Consider the following 17,576-nt stretch of genomic DNA (forward strand, 5'->3'; position numbering starts at 1 on the left):
ATTTTTAAAACGCAAAAGTTCGCCCCTATATTATTGACTCCAAACCATTTACGCCCACAAATCCAAGATTAACACAACTGCTTGATTTTCAAAACAACATGGAGGTGGTCAATCAAAATTAACGAATCATTATAGCGGGGAAAATAAATTATTTTCCCCGCAACTGTGCTGCATCATCAAGTAGCTTTTTCGCTTTGCACTCTTTGCTTGCAGCCCGCTCTAGTTGTTCTGCCCGCCGCCTTACGGCTTCTTTGTACCGTTCAACTTGGTTTCGGACGGTATCGCGTATGGCCGTGTGCTGCTCATCCCTGAATATCGTTTCCAACTCCATAAGCTCCTTTTCTTTGATCTCACCACGCATTTTCACGTAGCGGTATTTCAGGTCGTTCGCAGCTAACAGCCGATTATTCTCTGAGATTCGGTAAATGAATGCGCCTTGCAGGAAAATACATCCCAGCATGACGAACATCGTCAAAAATGTTTTCGAAGAACTGATATCGAGCGTATAAGTATGCCGGTGCTCCCGCACTGGCAGGTTTTCGGGCTTTGCCGCTGCTTCGACAGCTTGCCTCACCTGCTCTATCAATGTATGTGTCTGCCTGATCTCTTTGTCGATCACCTCCAGCCTACCCGCTAACTGCGCCAACAGAGCGTTGTATTTGTCGGTAAATTCCCGCTCCTGCTCGGTTTTTACTCCCGGCAAGGCCGTATGCCGTTGCAGTTGTTCGAGCATCTGTGCGACCTGCCCCTGCGAGAGCTCCGTGGCCTCTATCAGCCGCTCGATCCGTTCCAGCTGTGCATTCTCCAGACCCGCGTTGGCTTTGGTGCTTTTGACAGCCTTGACGAGCGTTTCTTTGAGGTCTTCGTACATTTCGATCGAGAGTCCGATCTTATTTTCGTCGTTCATGATTTTTGAGATTTTCTAATTCGGTTACAGTTTTATTTTGGCTCTTCTTTTCTGTTCTTCCATCCTGCGGCGGTGCTCCATCGCAGCGATGGCCATCGCCTCGGCCGCGGCGTTGAGCAGTGCCGTGATTCGTGCTATATACTTTTCGGGGCTTTCTCCCGGCTTGCGCTGTAACTGCTTGGCGGACACTCCGCCGGGCGAATCGGCCGGCGGCAGTGGAATCCCGCCTGCCTTTCCGAGGTTTACCGATGACGGCTCTTCGCGCGTGCCGCTGCTACCCATACCGCCGAACAACCCTGCAAATGCTGAACGGTAATTGCCTGCCGCCGCCGAGAGGTTCCCGAAGAGCGTTGCCCGGTGTTGGGTTTGTTGTTGAATATTGTTGAACCGGTTGTCGAGTTTCGTAAAGTTGAAAGCCCGGTCGATCTTCGATCCGGAGAACTCGAAGCCGTTTTTCGAGAACAAAACCCCTTGTTTGCGGTCAGTCGAACCGCAATACTTGTAACGGATGCCGATGCCCTGTTTTTCCAGTTGCTTCTCCAGCCCTTTCCATCCGGCGCATCGGGGCAGACACCTTTTGATCGCATCGTGGATTTCGTATCTGGTCTTGTCGGGTTCGCGCAGCCGCTCCCGCCGCACGTCGTCCTTTCCCGGTGCGAGATACAATCCGCACTTCTCGGTCAGCTCCCGGCATACCTTGGCGCTGCGGAGCTTGATGTTCTTGTCCGAAATGGTCTGCCCGTTATTCCCGACCCGGTTGTAGACCAGATGGCAGTGCGGATGGGGCTGGTCGAGATGGCGCACCAATAGGTATTGCGTATCGGTGATGCCCATCTTCTGCATGTACTCCTTTGCGATCTGCGTCATCAGGGCGTCGGTCATCCGCGGAGCGTCCTTGGGTGAGATAGACAGCGAGATATGCCCGACGGTGTTTTTCAGCCGCGGATTCAATAAGGTCTGGTCTTTGAAGTCCTGCACCATGTCCTTCACTTCCGGAGGCGTAATGCCTTCAGCTTCCAGTATCCGGGATTCCTCTTTCATCACGTAGCCTACCGTCCCCGAAAAGGACGAAGCGGATATGACCTTACCGACCATCGCATATCTGCTTCAGGAGTTTTTCGATGGCCGTGACGATCGCCGCATGCCGTACCCTGACAGCCGCCAGACCTTTGGCATTGGCCAGCCGGGTCAGTTGGTTCAGATTTCGGGCGATGCCCTTGAGTTGGGCCATGAAATCCAGCTGTTCACGGGTGATCCGCGCCCTCACCGTTCCTCGGTCGATCAGCTGGCGCAGGACTTCGGCCGGCGGTTGCCCGGCCTCGCGGCAAAGGGCCGAGAATCGGAGTTTCCGTTCGGGGCTGAGTCGTGTGCTGACGACGTATTTGCAGATGCGGCCGATGCCGACTTTCGGCCGACCGCCCTGTTTGCTGTATGTTTTCTTCGGTGTTTCCATGACAGGTTGTTTCGATAGATTGTTCATGCTATATAGGTTGTTCAGACCAGCGGGATTTTACGCCGGCCAGCGGGGAAGGCGCAGTTTTCGTCTACGAAAACACAACCTTGCCTTCCTTAAACCTTTATCCCTTTCCGACGCGGTGGTTCAATTTCCTCCGGTTCCGCTTTCAGGGCTTGCAGATTATTCCGACAAAGGTGACCCTGCCGGTCGGATGTCGTTTTCGGGAGATTCGGCCGGTCTTTTATATGGGCGATCAGATAGTCATTTACGTCCTTGTAAAACTGCTTTGGTCGATTACCTCGCTGCGGGGACAAAGACGGATCAGATCGGCAGTTGCCTTGCGTCCTGCTTCGTCGTTGTCGAAGAAGGTGCGGATCACCGGATGTCGGGAGATAAACGGAACGGCTTTGGGCAGGTTGACGACCGAGTTCAGAACCGCGGCGTCGATGCGCAGTCGTTCGGGGTATTTCAGTGAGAGATAAGCGAGGAAATCCATAAATCCCTCGAAAGCGATTACCGTATCGGAACGGTTGTCGATGGTGGTGATATGTTTGGGCGAGGAGCCGCCTTTGAACCGTGCGGAGCGCAGCTCCCACCCTCCGGCATCGTTGCGGAAACCGACGGCGAAAAAGGCGCGGCCGTTTATCTCGTAACGGACCTCGCGGCAGAATGCCGCGGCGACCGGCGGGACGATGCCGCACGAGGCGAGATAACCGACCAATGCCGGATGCCGGAGCGAAGCGTCGGAGAGGATGCGGAGCGCGGGGACGGTGGCCGGCCGCACGACCGACAATGCCCCGCCAACGCCAAGAGGCTCACCAATACCCGGTGAGATAGAAGCAATCCCCGTGTCTCCTTTTTCACCGTTTTGCAGCCGTCGGACCGCTTCGCGGCTGTCGCACCGCTCCAACCGCATCACGAGGGTGAGCAATGTACCGCCTTCGCCCAGTCCGAAGTCGTACCAGAGATTTTGCACGTAGTCCACTTTGAAACTCGGCGTGCGTTCTTCCCGCAAGGGTGAAAGATACATACCGTAGCCGTTGCGTTCGTATTTGGGCTGAATCCCGCGCCAGGCGAGAAAATCACGGATGGAAATCCGGTTGCTGTATGGTATGACAGTCATTTTTTCCGTAAATTTGTTGAGAAAAAGTGTAAAATCCAGTGAAAGAAAAGGTTGGCGTCTTACATATCTCTTACACGGCATCCGGCGCTGTAAGTCCGAAAGAACCCGTAAGACTTTGTAAGAGGATTTGTAAGAGATGTAAGATTATGAAAATAAGAAAGCTACTTCCTTTTTTCAACATTCTTACATCGCAGCATCGTCCAGCAATCCGCCGAGTTGTTCCCGCGTGACGGTATAGACCCGTGCCGTCTTGCTGTCCTGCCGCTGCGTTTCGCCGTTGTAGGTAATCGTATAGCGTTGGTAGTAAGTCGGTGGTGCGGGTCGCAGCTGCCAATTTTCGGCAAGAATCCGCCGCACGGTGGGATGGTCAACACGGATGCCGCGTATCTCCAGCATATTGACCATATCGCTCACGTCGAACCGATACTCCGCAAGGTTCTCGGCATCCATGATATCGCGAATAATCGACAGCATTTCGGTTTCGGTCTTGCTGCGGTTGTAGTGTATGATCCGCCGCAAGGCATCGGTGACCAGCAGCCGGGGCGCGAACCACATACGGCTCTCTTCATGTGACGAGAGCATACGTTGTTGCAGATAGAAGAGCAGCCCCGGTATCTCGGCTCGCATTTTGGCCAGCAGGTGTTGATCGTCATACGGGAGCGGCGGCACGCGCCGCACCCAGTAGCGGGTTTCCGCAGCCTCGATCAGGACGGGATTGCGCTCGTTGTTGGAGCAGAGGACGAACTTGCCGAAAAACTCCACCTCCCGGCGGTCGCGGCCTTTCGCCTCAGCCTTGTAGCTGCGTGCAGTCGATAGGTTCTTGATCCTCTCGGAATCTTCGCGGCGGTTGAGCAGCACCTCGTCCACGCAGATCAGCAGTTTGCCCATCCAGTCGTCATTGAATTGCGAACGGAAATCTTCGTTGGTATTGAAGGTAACGTTTCCGCCGAAGATCGACTTTAAGAGATTGAGAAAGGTCGTCTTTCCCGTGTTGCGTTCATCCGACACCAGCAACAATACCGGCAGCCGTTGCAAGGGGCGCAGGTAGAGCAGTTGCAGATAATCGTACCCCAGTTCGACCTGCTCGCCGAAGATATGAGCGAAAAAGTCGTGGATGTGCGGAAAGATGCCATCGGCGGGCTGAAAGGGAATCGGCTCGTAACGGTTCAGGAAACCGTCGATCTCCCGGCGGTAGTTCGTGTGGTCGGGAACCGTGCAAAAGCCGTCGTATTTCGGAATGCAGGCCAGATAGCTTTTCCCGTAGTCCTGACGCAAGGTCTCGACATTCCACGGGATGAGCGTCTCGACGCTCCGGCCGCTGCTCAACGGCTGCCGGACCCGCTTGTAGATGGTCGTTCCCACGCGCAGGTAGGGGCTTTCTCTTTTCACTGTTTTAGCGGGCATAGCTGTCTCCGTTTAGAATCCGTTGCACATCCGCCACGCGATAACGGCGCTGCCCGCCGTACTCCACGGGAACAAGATAACCGCTCTTGGCCCATCGCCACAACGTAGAGGAATCGACACCCAACAACGCGATGGTCTGTTTTCGCGTGTACAATTCGCCCGCGTGTTGCGGAACCGGCATTACGGACGGCGGCGACGCGACTGCCGTCAACTCCTTGTGCCATTGCCGGAGATCTTCCAGACGGACGGTCACATTCACTTCACCGCCCAACTCACTCAATTGTTTTAAGTCCATAATACGATAATTTAACCGAACCCGAAAGCAGGTTCGGCGACGAAATTAACAGGTGCTTTTCCTGCACCTATTTTTGCAATCGAATCACCGCATTTGCACCGGCAAACAATTTCAGATATTGCTACTTACCAGCATTTTGCAATTACATGAAAACAGCAAGAAAATTTCCTGCACCGACCGGGTGCAGGAAATATCCCATACTTATACAGCTCTTTATTTTTGGATATATTCTTTCAGATTATCGAGCAATCGGATGCGATAACCTCCGTCCGTCGCCCGGAGTTTGGCCCGCAACGTCTTCGTATTATATTTGGCCAAAGACTCGAAACTCGCTTTCAGCCATTCCGCCAATTCGGTCTGGTCATAAAAACGATTGGTCGCGCCCTTAAAAGCATTCCAGACATTCCAACCGTAGTGACACAAATCCCCATAGCTCACCCGATCGTGCCGAAGCTGAACCTGCGGCACATCGTTCGGAACAGGCGTCATACATGCCAGATAAAGCAAGCGTCGTCGCAAAATTCGCAGGTTCGTCTCGTCAATGGCATCGCCCAAATCCTTGTCGGTATATTCGTAAACGGTGGCGAGTGCATTTTCGAGAATCCGATCGTCCGGAACCGGGTCGGCAGAAACAACGGCGGATTCCGGCACGATCGCATCCGGGCTTCTTTCACACCACTGTTCGGAACCGACTCCTTCTGTCATTGTTTTCTCTTCACCTCTTGGCTGACTACGCCCAAACCGACGGAAAAACCGTTCCGAAAGATCGGCCGAACTGCCCAGGCTGAAAAAGTAAAATCCGACCACGCCAAGTCCTGCGGGGACAAGCAAGACAAGCGCCAACCAAAGCGGAAATCCCCGAGAAACCATGGCACTGAACAAAACGATCAAAGCAAAAATCACAGCGCTCGCCACGATCAGGTGAAGACCTTTCTGGAAATAATACTCGGAATTCATAGTTACGATTCGCTGAAAAAATCATCCTCCATTACAACTTTCCGAAACCGATCCCGCAACTCCGTCATCCGTACGATCAGTCGATCGTACGGCAGCGAATCTCCGTAGATGAAATACTCCTGCATCCGCTCATAATCCTTGCGCCATACCTCCGCCAATTTTTCGGGCGGAATAAAATTGATCCGGCTCGGATGGTGCGTCCGATAATCGACTCCGCGAATCGTATTGAATATGCTGCGATGCTTGACAATCTCGGCATACATTCTCGGATCAGCCAAGGCTGCCTTTCCGAAATCCGTATCCATCAGCCGCTCCAAATCGTACAGATGGCGTGTCATTCGCTCGACACGCGGACTCTCTTTCTGAAACTCTTCATGCAGCAAAAACGCCTTCTCCAAAAACGTCCGCGTCGGCACGACCGCATAAATCGGGAACACCAATTCTCCGAATACGTTGGGATATGCCTCGGCAATCAGCGGACGAATCTCGATCCGCTCACGCGGTTCTTTCATCGACCGGCAACTGAATTCGATCCGGATTTGCGATTCCACATATTCGATATTCGCATAAATGCTTCGATACGGCAGCAACACCAGCGTCGGATCAGCATCGGAGTCCTGCGCCGGAACGGCACGCAACTCAAAATCGGAAGCCCCATATCCTTCCAGCAATGCCTGCGTTTCCGCAACGAGCCGCTGCTCGATATAGGCCCGCGAAAGTTTCCGAATCCGATCGCGCTGCGACTTGTTGTCCCCGGCAATTTCCCAAAAGGACTTGTCGATCGCAATGTCGATATCCTCCGAGAAGCGTTCTATGACATGCCAACCCTTGCTCAACGACGTACCGCCCTTGAAGGTAATGAAGTCCCGGCACGACGATTCGAACAGGGCTTTCAGCGTCATCGTCACCCACCAGTCCTTCTCGACAGCCTGCGGAGGAAGCCCGACACGCTCGCTCGTCTGTGCAACGAACATACTTTTCTGCTCGTCGGAAAACATCCAAAAATTATTCTTCATAGAACGACATAATGATTTTACGAATCCATGCCGGCACCAACCGCAGATCGGGCAGAATGCTCGACTTCGGAATCCGGGCGAATATCGTCTTCAGTTGGGCGATGTGCTCCTCCGTCACCTGCGGCCGACCGATCTCCTTCAGAGCGAATACGGCAAGCATCAGCGTTTTATTCTGATAGGCCAAATTTTTAAGCGCCACACGCTTGAATCGCAATTTGCGACCGTTGAACAAATTAACCGTCCGGGAATTGCCGTCCGTATAAAACACATAGTTCATCGGTACCTGGGCAGACAATCCCAATACATTCAATGCGTGCATACCCGTCGGAACAACCCGGGCTTCGCCCTGCCGGGCTACCTTTTCAGCGATTTCATTGATGGTCGGGTATTGTATGCCCAGTCCGAACTTTCTGTCGATTTTGGGATAGCAATAGAGGCCCCTTGCAATACGGACTAAACCGCCTTTTCGAGTAAGCCGTTCCAATGCCTTCGCAACCGATACGGCCGATCCGTACACAGCGAAATCGGATGCGGAATACAGCTTACCACGCCCGCACTTTTTTATCTTATTAAGTATCTTACCCTCTATTACTTGCATCTATTTACACACATATATCTGTCGCAAATTTATACAAATTTATCGACAAAACAAATCTTACTCCAACACGCTTACTGCATCACGCTTAATATCCATGTCAATATCGCGATAACGAGCGAACGCCCGGCTGCCGTCCTTATGACCGGACATCGCTCCCACGATCGCAGGGTCTTTCACGCTTTTATAAACATTCCCGATGAATGTCCGGCGCGCCATGTGCGACGAAGCAAGGTCGCAGATCGGCACCTGAACATTCTGCCGCGTCCGCTGGTCGATCGTCGTCACCATGCGCGTCAGTCCCGCTTTACGGAACGCCGCTTTGATATAGACATTACATTTTTGCTCCGAAATAAATGGAAACAATGTTCCGCGGTTCTCATCGAGGTATTTACGAATCAGTTCTTTCGCAGCACCGATCAGCGGCACCGAGACCGTCACCACTCGGTCGTCTCGCGTCTTGCGGGGAACATATTCGATGCAATCGCCGATGATATTGGCATAGGTCATCTTATAAAGGTCGCTCACCCGGCAGCCGATCATGCATTGGAAAACAAAAATATCTCGTTGCGTTTCCAGTTGCTTGTCATCCCCCATATCCGCTTCGGCCAACTGTTTGCGTTCGTCGGTCGTAATATAGATAGGCGTACCGTAGACAATCTCCGCAATCTTGTACTGCTTGAACGGATCATTGTAGGTATGTCCGTTATCATTTAACCATACATAAAACGACCGTAGACGAATCAACATATCCGAAACGTAATTCATGCCCCGCTCTTTCGGACGGCCGGGAATTACCGTTTCTCCCGCAGCATTGAGGTACGGGCCGCGCTTCACAGGCAGATTCTTCCTCACCTTCGGCCGGGCATACGGCACCTCGTCGTACAACTCCGGATGTTCGTCGAAAATCTCCGGTTCTTTCATCAGAAATGCCCCGAAATCATCAAGTGTCGTCGGAGATACGGTGTGTACGTCCAGCACGAACCGTCGGTTCGACAGTTTACGATACAACTCATACCGCTTCAACGTCCGCACCAAGACATTGAAATGCTTGACACGCGATTCGGACAATTTATGCGTAGCGAGGTATTCATCCGTCAACGGGAAAAAGCCTATTTTCTTTTCCTCAACGGAAGTCGCCGTCTTTGGCCGCAAAGTGCGCCGGATCAACTTTTCGAGCCACTCGCGCGTAACGGTCGATTTATCGTCTGCCGCCTCGACCGAGGTCTCAATTACATCGACCAATTCTTTCAATTTCGCCCGCTTTGCCAACAGCGCATCGCGCTCCTCCCCCGGTATGTTCGGAATATTGATATCGTTTTTCTTTCCCCAACGTTTCCGATCGACCCAAATGCCGGACGGCACACGTACACGCAATTCGCGGGAAACATAGACACGGAAATTAACTTGCGATTCTCCCGCGCTGTTCTCCCCTTGCGCCAAAACATATGTAACTTTTGCCATACATCCTCATTTTATGCTCTACAAAGATATGATTTAGATTCGAATACAGCAATACTTTCATGTCCGCACCGTGTCCGCATTTTTGCAAAACAGCTAAAAACAGACAAAATACATTTCATAGTATATCATTTTAATATACTATATTTCAACATATTATAAATATATTCAAATTTTAGTTATTTGCATATGTTTTCACAAATTAATTCCTGTCCTGGGCACTGGCAATCCCCGTAATCGTTTGATTACGGGGATTTTCGTTTTCCGCAGGGAGTACTAATCGTCACTTCTCATTCTTCGGAAAACATTTCTGAACCGGGAAATCCGGATATAACTACAATTCAATTGATTATATCAAGTACAGAGGCCATCTGAAAGGTTGTGTCTTCAGAAAAATGCGCTCTAATCCAGGATAAAACGTTTCATGTATTAGGACCAACTATTAGAAAGAAAAAGTTCCGGGATCGCCCCGGAACTTTTTCAACTCTTTTTTATCGATCCTGCCTTTCCAATAGGAGCACACAACTCTCAAATGGTTTGGCCAAGTCGAATCCCACTCCGCATTTCATCAAATAATCGCCCGATAACGTCTGACCTTCGGCATGGCAACCAGTTTTGCCTTTCTGACGATTCTGTTCCGTTATTTTGTAATATCCGGCGGGATCAAGCCCCTTCAGCCGGAGCGTAAGCCTCGTCCGGGTATGTAATGCCGTGCTGAATGCAAACAACACACAGCGTTCCTTCGTCTCCGAAACGTAATTCAACGCAGCCCAACCGCTTTCATCATAAGGAGAAACCAACCGATAAAGGTCCCCGTGCTGCACAACGGGGCGAATCGTTTTATAGGCTGCAACAGCATCCTGCAAACAGGCAATCTCCTCGCGGGCGAGTTTTCTCGGATCAAGTTCGATGCCCATGCGTCCCGACATTGCCACATCGCAGCGGAATTTGAGCGGCAGCGACATTCCGGTCTGTCGGTTGGGAGCAGCGGAAACATGCGCAGCCATTGCCATAGTCGGGAAAAAGTGGTTCGTACCCCACTGAATAAAAATCCGGTCAATTGCGTTCGTATTGTCACTCGTCCATATTTCATCGTGAAAAGGCAAAGATCCGAAATCGACACGACCGCCACCCGAAGCACATGCCTGTATCTCAATGTCGGGATACTTGGAACGGATACGTTCATAGACATTATACAACCCACGAGTATAATCCACCCAGAAACGACTCTGCTCATCAGCGGGCAGATAGGTCGATCCAACGTTGTTGACATGCCTGTTGGCATCCCATTTTACATAACTGATACCGGGCGCCGAGGATAACAAATCATCAAAAACGCCGAATATGAAATCCTGCACGTCCGGATTGCACAGATCGAGAATCCATTGATGTCTCAAGGTGGGAATTTCGCGTTCTCCGCTCCGAACGATCCACTCGGAATGTTCCTGCGCCAGTTCGCTATGCGGATTTACCATCTCCGGCTCAATCCATATTCCGAACCGAAGCCCTTTTGCCGCCGCATACCCGGCAATGGACTGCAATCCTCCGGGCAGTTTGGCTGCATTCACCTGCCAGTCGCCCAACCCCGCGGTCGCATCGTTACGCGGATACTTGCCGCCAAACCATCCGTCATCGAGAATGAATAGTTCGCATCCGATTTCAGCAGCTTTGTCAATAATCTCCCGCAGATCCTTTTCATTGAAATTCCAATGTGTTCCTTCCCAATTATTCAGAGCCACCGATCTGTACCGGTCGCCATGCGCAAGGGCGTAACGGCGTGCCCACCGGTGAAAGTTACGCGTAAGCTGTCCCTTCCCGCGATCGCTGTATCCAACCACAGCCTCCGGAGTCGTAAACGATTCACCGGGCAAAAGCCGTATTTCGGAGCAGAACGGATTGAGTCCGCATCTTATTTGCAGCATGTTGAAGTCGTCCAATTGAAACGAGGATTCAAAATTCCCCGACCAAGCGAGCGCTCCTCCGTACACCTCGCCATCATCTTCCTTGGCCGGCCCGTTCACCGAGACAATGAAGCAGGAGTTCTCATTATGGGTCGTACGCACTCCTTTTTTTGAATCTATTGTTTTGATGCCGGGAGTCAACAATTCCTCTTTGAGCCACATCTCCGCATTCGAGGAACCGTGGAAATGTGTCAGGTAATACGACATGGCCTTCAAGGAAAAGAATGCCGAAGCGATCTGACGAACAATGACAGGGCCCTGTTCCCGGTTGCGGACCGTAACCGACTGCATGACGATATCCTGCTGCCGGAATGCGGTGAAACGAAGTTCCACGGTCAACGGCAGAACCTTATCCTGCAACACGATAATCGTTTCGGTCCGGTTTTCATCCAATTGCCGGCTATGACAGGATGAAAAGACCAGCTCAGTGGTAAGTTGCCCGTCTGCATGGACCAGCGTCAAGGCTGGATTGGTATACAGCGCCCCGCCATATGCCGGATACAACTCCCAGGATTTCTCCCTGCCGCAGGCGGACAAAATAGCCCCGGCATCCTCTTCCGACAACCGGGCACCCCAATAACGAAACATCAGCGGTTTTCCCGATGCGGCACTGAACACGAACGACTGGTGGTCGGTATCAATCTTTACGATTTGCAGGCCGCCCCCTTTCGACGAAGTGGCTACAAACAGCAAAAGCAACAATAAGGCAAATGCCCGTTTCATAGGTCTACTCTTTCAAGTGGAACAGTCTCAAGGCCCTGTCCGGATAATTGGTAATCACCCCATCGACACTCAACCGGGCAAGCCTTTGCAAATCGGCTTCGTCATCGACCGTCCAGGGCAGAATCTCCATACCGGCCGCATGGGCCTTGGCAACCAATGTTTCATCGACGAAAGTATGCTTGGGACTGTAAACATCGGGGATAAAATTCAATTTGGCAAGGTTCTTATCGAAATCAGTTGCCGAGAGATAAATCAGATACGAAGTCCGTATACCGGGATATTTTTCATGTAAATAATTCAGGACACGCGCATCGAAACTCTGAATCGTAACCCTGCCGCCAAGCCCCTTTTCAAGGATGACCGCCATACAAAGATCGGTAAATGTTTTGTAATCAGGAGCCATACAGCGTTGTTCCTTGCCTTTGGAGGCTTTGATCTCTATGTTGTATCGTAGATTCCGACCGCCCTTTTCCCGAATATGAGCCTCTGTGGCGTCGAGCAATTCCGAAAGAAGCGGCTTGCAAGCAGCGATCCGTACCCGCGCAGGGTATCTGGAATCGCCGGCAAGACCGGTATCATAACGCCGAATGTCATCATACGGCATTCCGAACAGTACGAGCGAGGCTTCTTCAGCTTTCGTGACACGAGTCCCATCAGGTTTAGTTACATACTCCGAAGACATGATCTCCTCGTGCGAAACGACGACAAGGCTGTCTTTGGAAATCATCAAATCCAGTTCCAGCATATCCACGCCCAAATCGATCGCATTTTTCATCGCCATGATCGTATTTTCAGGCCATAATCCCATTCCGCCGCGATGCGCCTGAATCTCCGTATATTCGAGTTCCACGCGAACGACTGTCATACCACAGGCTTCAATCGGCACACTGAAAGCCTGATTCGCTCCCCGGTTTCCGATTTGCCGCCCGGAGGCGTCAAACAAGGCGACGTGCCGGATATCGCAACGCTTACCCGGAAGAATACGGTCTGCACGGAGAGTAACCTGTACTTCCCGATCGGAAGTGCTGTTATTCAGAAGCATGACGTAAAACACTTTATCGTTCTCCTCCAAGGCGCACAGATAATCGACCTGCGGCTCCGAAACGTCAATGGCTTCGGGCGGAAGACAAAGCGAAGCGGTTTTATCGAAAATTTTCCCGGCAGCGAATCCGTAACATTTATGAGGCCCTACCTTCGGAGTGACGAATCCACCCGGGAAATCGACCGCCCCGTCCGAGCGCATCATGATTTCGGAGATCAGATAGTCTACGATCCACCCGACCTGCCACCAGGCATGATGGGGGAAGCGGCCCGGACCATTATTCATACGATTCCAATAGTAGGAAGCAACGCTTGTCGCCGGATCGACAAAAGCGTCGCGCGCCCACGCCGCAGCCCGGGCCATGTCAAGCAGTAACCGGTCGCCTGTCATGGCATAAAGCCTTACGAACATACCTGCATGGCTGCATAACAGAATCGGACCGTTGCTTTTGGCATTGCTGCCCAACGTCCCTCCGTGTTCGAACGAAAGTCCTGCCTGTGCAATCTGCCAATCTTCACGGCTGACACCTTTCACCAGCTTCTCCTGCCGGGTCGGAACGGGATGCGTGAATATATTATTCGTATAGAAGCGCGCCGTGCGCAAAGCTGCGTCCCGATAACAGTCTTTCCCCGTCGTTTCATAGAGATCAAGCAACGCCTGGGCACTTTGGGCAATAACAAAATCGGGGACAAAGCGAAAGTCCCCGCAAACCCCGAGGAAGGAACCTTCGTCCACAGCATTTGCCACAAACCAATCGGCACCCCGGCAGGCAGCATCAAGATAGCGCTCGTCGCCCAAAAGACGGTAAGCCACCAAAAGGCCATAGAATGTCGGCCGCAAATCACGCAAGTCCCTAAACACCGGCTTTCCTGTGGCTTTGTCGTATGCAACTTCCCAATGTCCGTCGGGATACTGCCATGCCAGCAACCGTTCAGCCCCACGCCGCAAATCTTCGCGCAATTCAGCGTCTCCGGGATTGAAAAGCAGCATATTCCCGATATCGAGCATGATATAGTAAACCGTCCCGATCGGCTCTGCATAATCGCCCCATTCTTCTGTATAACGGCCGCTTTTCCACAGATAATACTGCCCTGCAGCCGCTCCTGACAGCGGACCGCCGGATACTTGCTGATGGATTTTGAAGTTCCGTGCGTAAGGTAATCGTGTCCGGCGCAACGTGTCATTTCCCGTAATCCGGGCGAGCATCCACATAGCCCCGTAATCCGAATTTTTAACAGCATCCCTTTCGTATTCGAAAACCGTGGCATTATACTCTTGCGCCCCAATGGTATCCCCTCGATAATCGAATGTACGCCAAAGCGAAGTAGAGTCTTTCTCGAGGTATTCCGCCATACGGAGTATACGATCCGTAAGCGACTGCCGAGGCTCTTTCAATGCAAGGAAATCGCCGAAACGATAGATGTCGCGGGCCGCATGGCTACAAAGGGCATACCAGTCTCCTTGCTGCACCGTATACCGGAACCGGAACGTGCGGATCTCGCCCTTGCGCATATACGAATCCTCCTGCCCCAAAACCGGATGATAAGCCGAAGGGGTCAGTTCCCGGTCGCGATTCATCAGGGAAAAGCCCAGCCGCCATTCATTCTGGGTGCTGTGATCATAAGTCCACGGGTCTCGCCCCTGTCCCGGCTCGGGAATCACGGCAAACGAAAGTCCCTGCCGGTCGGTGAGTGTCGGACAAAGAGTGGTAGCCGTCCGCTCCCGGACAACGACTGGCCTGTCGGGAATTCCCTGGCCATAGCCATAACTCCAGACGAAGTTCGGCTCCAGTTTTCGTCCCTGAAAATGTCCCGGAATGACACCCCAGGCCATCTCCTTTTCGGACAACGTGGCCAAAGTCGGAGTTATGAGCGAAAAATACCCGTCGACCGCAGCCCGCAACGTCATTGTCACTTCGATATCGCTGCCGAACTGTTTCGATGGCCGCCAGACGGCCTGCAAGGTGCCCTGCCGCGTTTTTCGGGTGAAAATAATGCTGTCACCCTTTTGCATCGCCGATGCCGGATAAAAACGCACCAACTCTCCGGCCGTATTCATCGCCACAGGGCGCAGATTATCGCGCCAACGCCCATACAAAAGCGTATATTCCCTTCCCGGAAATTTCCGGACGTAATCAGGCATCGTCTCGTACAATGAAACGGTATCGGGTTTGGTGGCGGAATACAGAAATCCATAGCTGCCCGACGGATTTTCCAAGGAGATTCTTCCCGATGCAGAGTTCGTCGAGACCGTCGAAATCCGGTACCCATCGCTTTTCTCTTGCCATTCGATGCGAAAATGTTCCGCCTCGACCGCCAGGCGTTTTTGCGCTGCGGACGGAATGCACAGCCCCGCTAACAGCAGAAAGAGAATTCCCTTGCCAACAGTTGCTGCTTTTATGAAATATCTCATACGTCGTCGTTTTTTAAGGTGCGCCCTTCCGCTGAAGAAGAACGCACCTTATGGGTTTAACGTTATTCGGAGTCTTTCACGCAGCGCACGGAATAACCGGCGAGTTTGCTGATTACCGAATTTGCGATCGTCTCGTATTTGGCCTGCAACACGCGGCGGTAAGCCTTTTCCGGATTGTCGGTAAACTCATCGCAAGTCCAGAAATAGGCATAAGTGCCGATGTTATTGAAATTCCCCTTCCCTTCGGCCCGCTGTCCCGCCGGCATGGCGGTAAAACCGAATAAATCGGAGCCATTGAAACCTTCGACGTTTGCCTTGAGTTTCGTACCTTCTTTGTCAGTCTGCCGCCAGCCGGGTTTGCCAGCAGCGGTCTCTTCGGCCATGCCGATCGCAATCTCAAGTGTCTGATAATCCTTTTCCGTGGGCACATGCCACCCTTCGGGGCAAAGGCCCCGGGCGTCCGATGCCGCATACCAGTTGTACAGCAATCCGTTAATTGCAATATCCGTATCGGGATAAGCCGCACAGGCTCCTGAAGTCAGCTTAATCCAATCGGCATCGGCGATATCCGTAGGAATAGCGTCTCCGTTCTTGTATTTCGTGACGCGCAGATTGGTTTTAAACCATTCCTGCGAACCGATCGTAACGATCGGATATTCATTGCCGTTGATATCCTTTACCGTAACGGGAGCAGAACCGTAAACTTTGGTCAGGGAAAATTGCAACGATTCCTGCCCGGCAACATTCGTCGCCTCCGCCTCCTGACGTTCCACCTCCTCGAATCCGGCATTGGCATAAAAAGCCGCCAGATCGCCGGCACTGATCGCTCCGTCAGCGTCAACGTCTACCCATGCAGCAACATAGACATTTACCGCCGACTCCTGAATATTCTCAAAAGTTACCGTAACCCCATCCGAAATATGCGTGTCGGAAAGCGTCGTCGAAACAGTTGCATCAGGCGTGGATTCGGCGACTTTAACACCTGCGACGGACGTATAATAAAGATAGGCCTTCAAAACCTGTCCGGCACGGGGCGTCACAGCTCCGTCGAACGAAATGTCAATCGCCAGAGATTTGGGTTCCGGAGCTTTGCCGCCACGCACACAGCGCACGGAATGTCCGGCGACTTTGGAGATCACACCCCGATTGATCGTGAAGTAACTTTTCCGAATGACGCGGCGCACGCCCTGTTTTACAAGCGGAGCAACAGTCGTAGTCCAGAAATAGGCATCGGCATTGTAGGCGCTGAACGTGCCTTTATCCTTCTCCCGCTGTCCGGACGGCATGGCCGAAAAACCATAAATATCAGTCGCCTCGCCGAAATCCCGTTCCCGGGTTTTCAACTGTTCTCCGATACGGGCGTCGGCGCCGCGCCAATTGTTGAGCTTGGCCTCCGATGATGGCATTCCGAGACATTCTTCAAGTTCGATCCAATCATCATCAGACGGCACACGCCAGCCTTCGGGGCAGATACCCCGCTCGTCGGTCACGGCAAACCAGTTGTAATAAAGCCCATCCTGCACCAAGTCGGCATCCTGATACTCGGCGACGGCAGGTTGGCCCGTACCGTCTTCTTTCATCAGGCCAATCCAGCCGGCATTATCATAATCGGTCGGAATGGCCTCACCGTTGTTGAAATGACGCGTACGAAGATTCTCCTTGAGCCACTGCTGCGAACCGATGGTTACGGCCGTATATTTATTGCCGTCGGCATCTACTATATCATCATCTGAAATCACCTCCCCATACACGATCCCGTGATTGAGATTGATAGCGTACTCACCGATAACATTGGTCGGAAATTTTTCGCCGCTTTCCATATCCTCGAATTTCAGATTATTGTAGAATACGGCCAGATCCCCCTCATCGATGATCCCGTTTTCATTAATATCAACATACGAACAGACATACATCGTTCCGGTCGACTTGTCCGGATTATCAAATGTCACACGGAATCCGCTGCGGATCATATCGGCTGTAAGCACGCTTTGGACCTGCATGCCAGGTACGGCGGTCATAACCTCCGAAGCGGATATTTCACCGTAATAGAGATTCGTAACCATTGTCTGCCCGACTTCCGGTTTTGCGGCGTGGGTGAATTTGACATTCACGTCGAGAAACGAAGGGATTGCAGTCTTTTCATCGTCGGCGCAGCCTGCCAGCAGGACTGCGGTTGCGACCATAGCCGCCATGTTACGGAATATGCGTTTCATAATAAGCGACA

13 protein-coding genes are annotated in these 17,576 nt (G+C 52.1%); all 13 read right to left on the reverse strand.

Going from position 1 to position 17,576, the window contains the following annotated elements:
• Nucleotides 1-148: 148 nt before the first annotated feature.
• The 13 genes from NQ492_RS05040 to NQ492_RS05100 all read right to left on the reverse strand — a co-directional run bounded on the left by NQ492_RS05040 (nt 149) and on the right by NQ492_RS05100 (nt 17,565).
• A complete protein-coding gene (locus NQ492_RS05040) occupies nt 149-907 on the reverse strand; it encodes a hypothetical protein (RefSeq protein ID WP_015545741.1) in 759 nt (252 codons plus the stop codon).
• A gap of 24 nt (nt 908-931) precedes the next feature.
• Nucleotides 932-2,002, reverse strand: coding sequence for a relaxase/mobilization nuclease domain-containing protein (locus NQ492_RS05045; RefSeq protein WP_015545740.1), 1,071 nt, complete (start codon nt 2,000-2,002; stop codon nt 932-934).
• A complete protein-coding gene (locus tag NQ492_RS05050; RefSeq protein ID WP_009597001.1) occupies nt 1,992-2,360 on the reverse strand; it encodes a MobC family plasmid mobilization relaxosome protein in 369 nt (122 codons plus the stop codon). Before NQ492_RS05050 ends, NQ492_RS05045 begins: the two co-directional genes overlap by 11 nt.
• A gap of 268 nt (nt 2,361-2,628) precedes the next feature.
• Entirely contained in the window at nt 2,629-3,486 is an 858-nt protein-coding gene (locus NQ492_RS05055; RefSeq protein WP_015545739.1) for a toprim domain-containing protein, read from the reverse strand.
• 183 nt (nt 3,487-3,669) lie between these two features.
• On the reverse strand, nt 3,670-4,890 hold the full coding sequence (locus tag NQ492_RS05060; protein ID WP_009597055.1) for a primase-helicase family protein: 1,221 nt from the start codon (nt 4,888-4,890) through the stop codon (nt 3,670-3,672).
• Complete coding sequence (locus NQ492_RS05065; RefSeq protein ID WP_014775640.1) at nt 4,880-5,185, reverse strand: helix-turn-helix domain-containing protein; 306 nt, start codon at nt 5,183-5,185, stop codon at nt 4,880-4,882. Before NQ492_RS05065 ends, NQ492_RS05060 begins: the two co-directional genes overlap by 11 nt.
• 213 nt (nt 5,186-5,398) lie before the next feature.
• Nucleotides 5,399-6,142 (reverse strand): hypothetical protein, encoded by a 744-nt coding sequence (locus NQ492_RS05070; RefSeq protein ID WP_022061803.1) that lies wholly within the window; start codon nt 6,140-6,142, stop codon nt 5,399-5,401.
• Nucleotides 6,143-6,144: 2 nt separating this feature from the next.
• On the reverse strand, nt 6,145-7,158 hold the full coding sequence (locus NQ492_RS05075; RefSeq protein WP_015545737.1) for a nucleotidyl transferase AbiEii/AbiGii toxin family protein: 1,014 nt from the start codon (nt 7,156-7,158) through the stop codon (nt 6,145-6,147).
• Nucleotides 7,148-7,756: a DUF6088 family protein gene (locus NQ492_RS05080; RefSeq protein WP_044053904.1), complete on the reverse strand. Its 609-nt coding sequence runs from the start codon at nt 7,754-7,756 to the stop codon at nt 7,148-7,150. The genes NQ492_RS05075 and NQ492_RS05080 overlap by 11 nt, the downstream gene beginning before the upstream one ends.
• A gap of 57 nt (nt 7,757-7,813) precedes the next feature.
• Nucleotides 7,814-9,217 (reverse strand): site-specific integrase, encoded by a 1,404-nt coding sequence (locus NQ492_RS05085; RefSeq protein WP_044053903.1) that lies wholly within the window; start codon nt 9,215-9,217, stop codon nt 7,814-7,816.
• 488 nt (nt 9,218-9,705) lie between these two features.
• On the reverse strand, nt 9,706-11,898 hold the full coding sequence (locus NQ492_RS05090; protein WP_015545736.1) for an alpha-galactosidase: 2,193 nt from the start codon (nt 11,896-11,898) through the stop codon (nt 9,706-9,708).
• A 4-nt stretch (nt 11,899-11,902) separates the two neighbouring features.
• Nucleotides 11,903-15,352 carry a glycerophosphodiester phosphodiesterase family protein gene (locus NQ492_RS05095; RefSeq protein WP_015545735.1) on the reverse strand — a complete coding sequence of 1,150 codons (3,450 nt, stop codon included), beginning with the start codon at nt 15,350-15,352 and terminating at the stop codon, nt 11,903-11,905.
• 62 nt (nt 15,353-15,414) lie between these two features.
• Complete coding sequence (locus tag NQ492_RS05100) at nt 15,415-17,565, reverse strand: fibrobacter succinogenes major paralogous domain-containing protein (RefSeq protein ID WP_172633796.1); 2,151 nt, start codon at nt 17,563-17,565, stop codon at nt 15,415-15,417.
• Nucleotides 17,566-17,576 lie beyond the last annotated feature (11 nt).

Origin of the sequence: Alistipes shahii WAL 8301 (assembly GCF_025145845.1) — a bacterium.
In the GTDB taxonomy this organism is placed as follows: Bacteria; Bacteroidota; Bacteroidia; order Bacteroidales; family Rikenellaceae; genus Alistipes; species Alistipes shahii.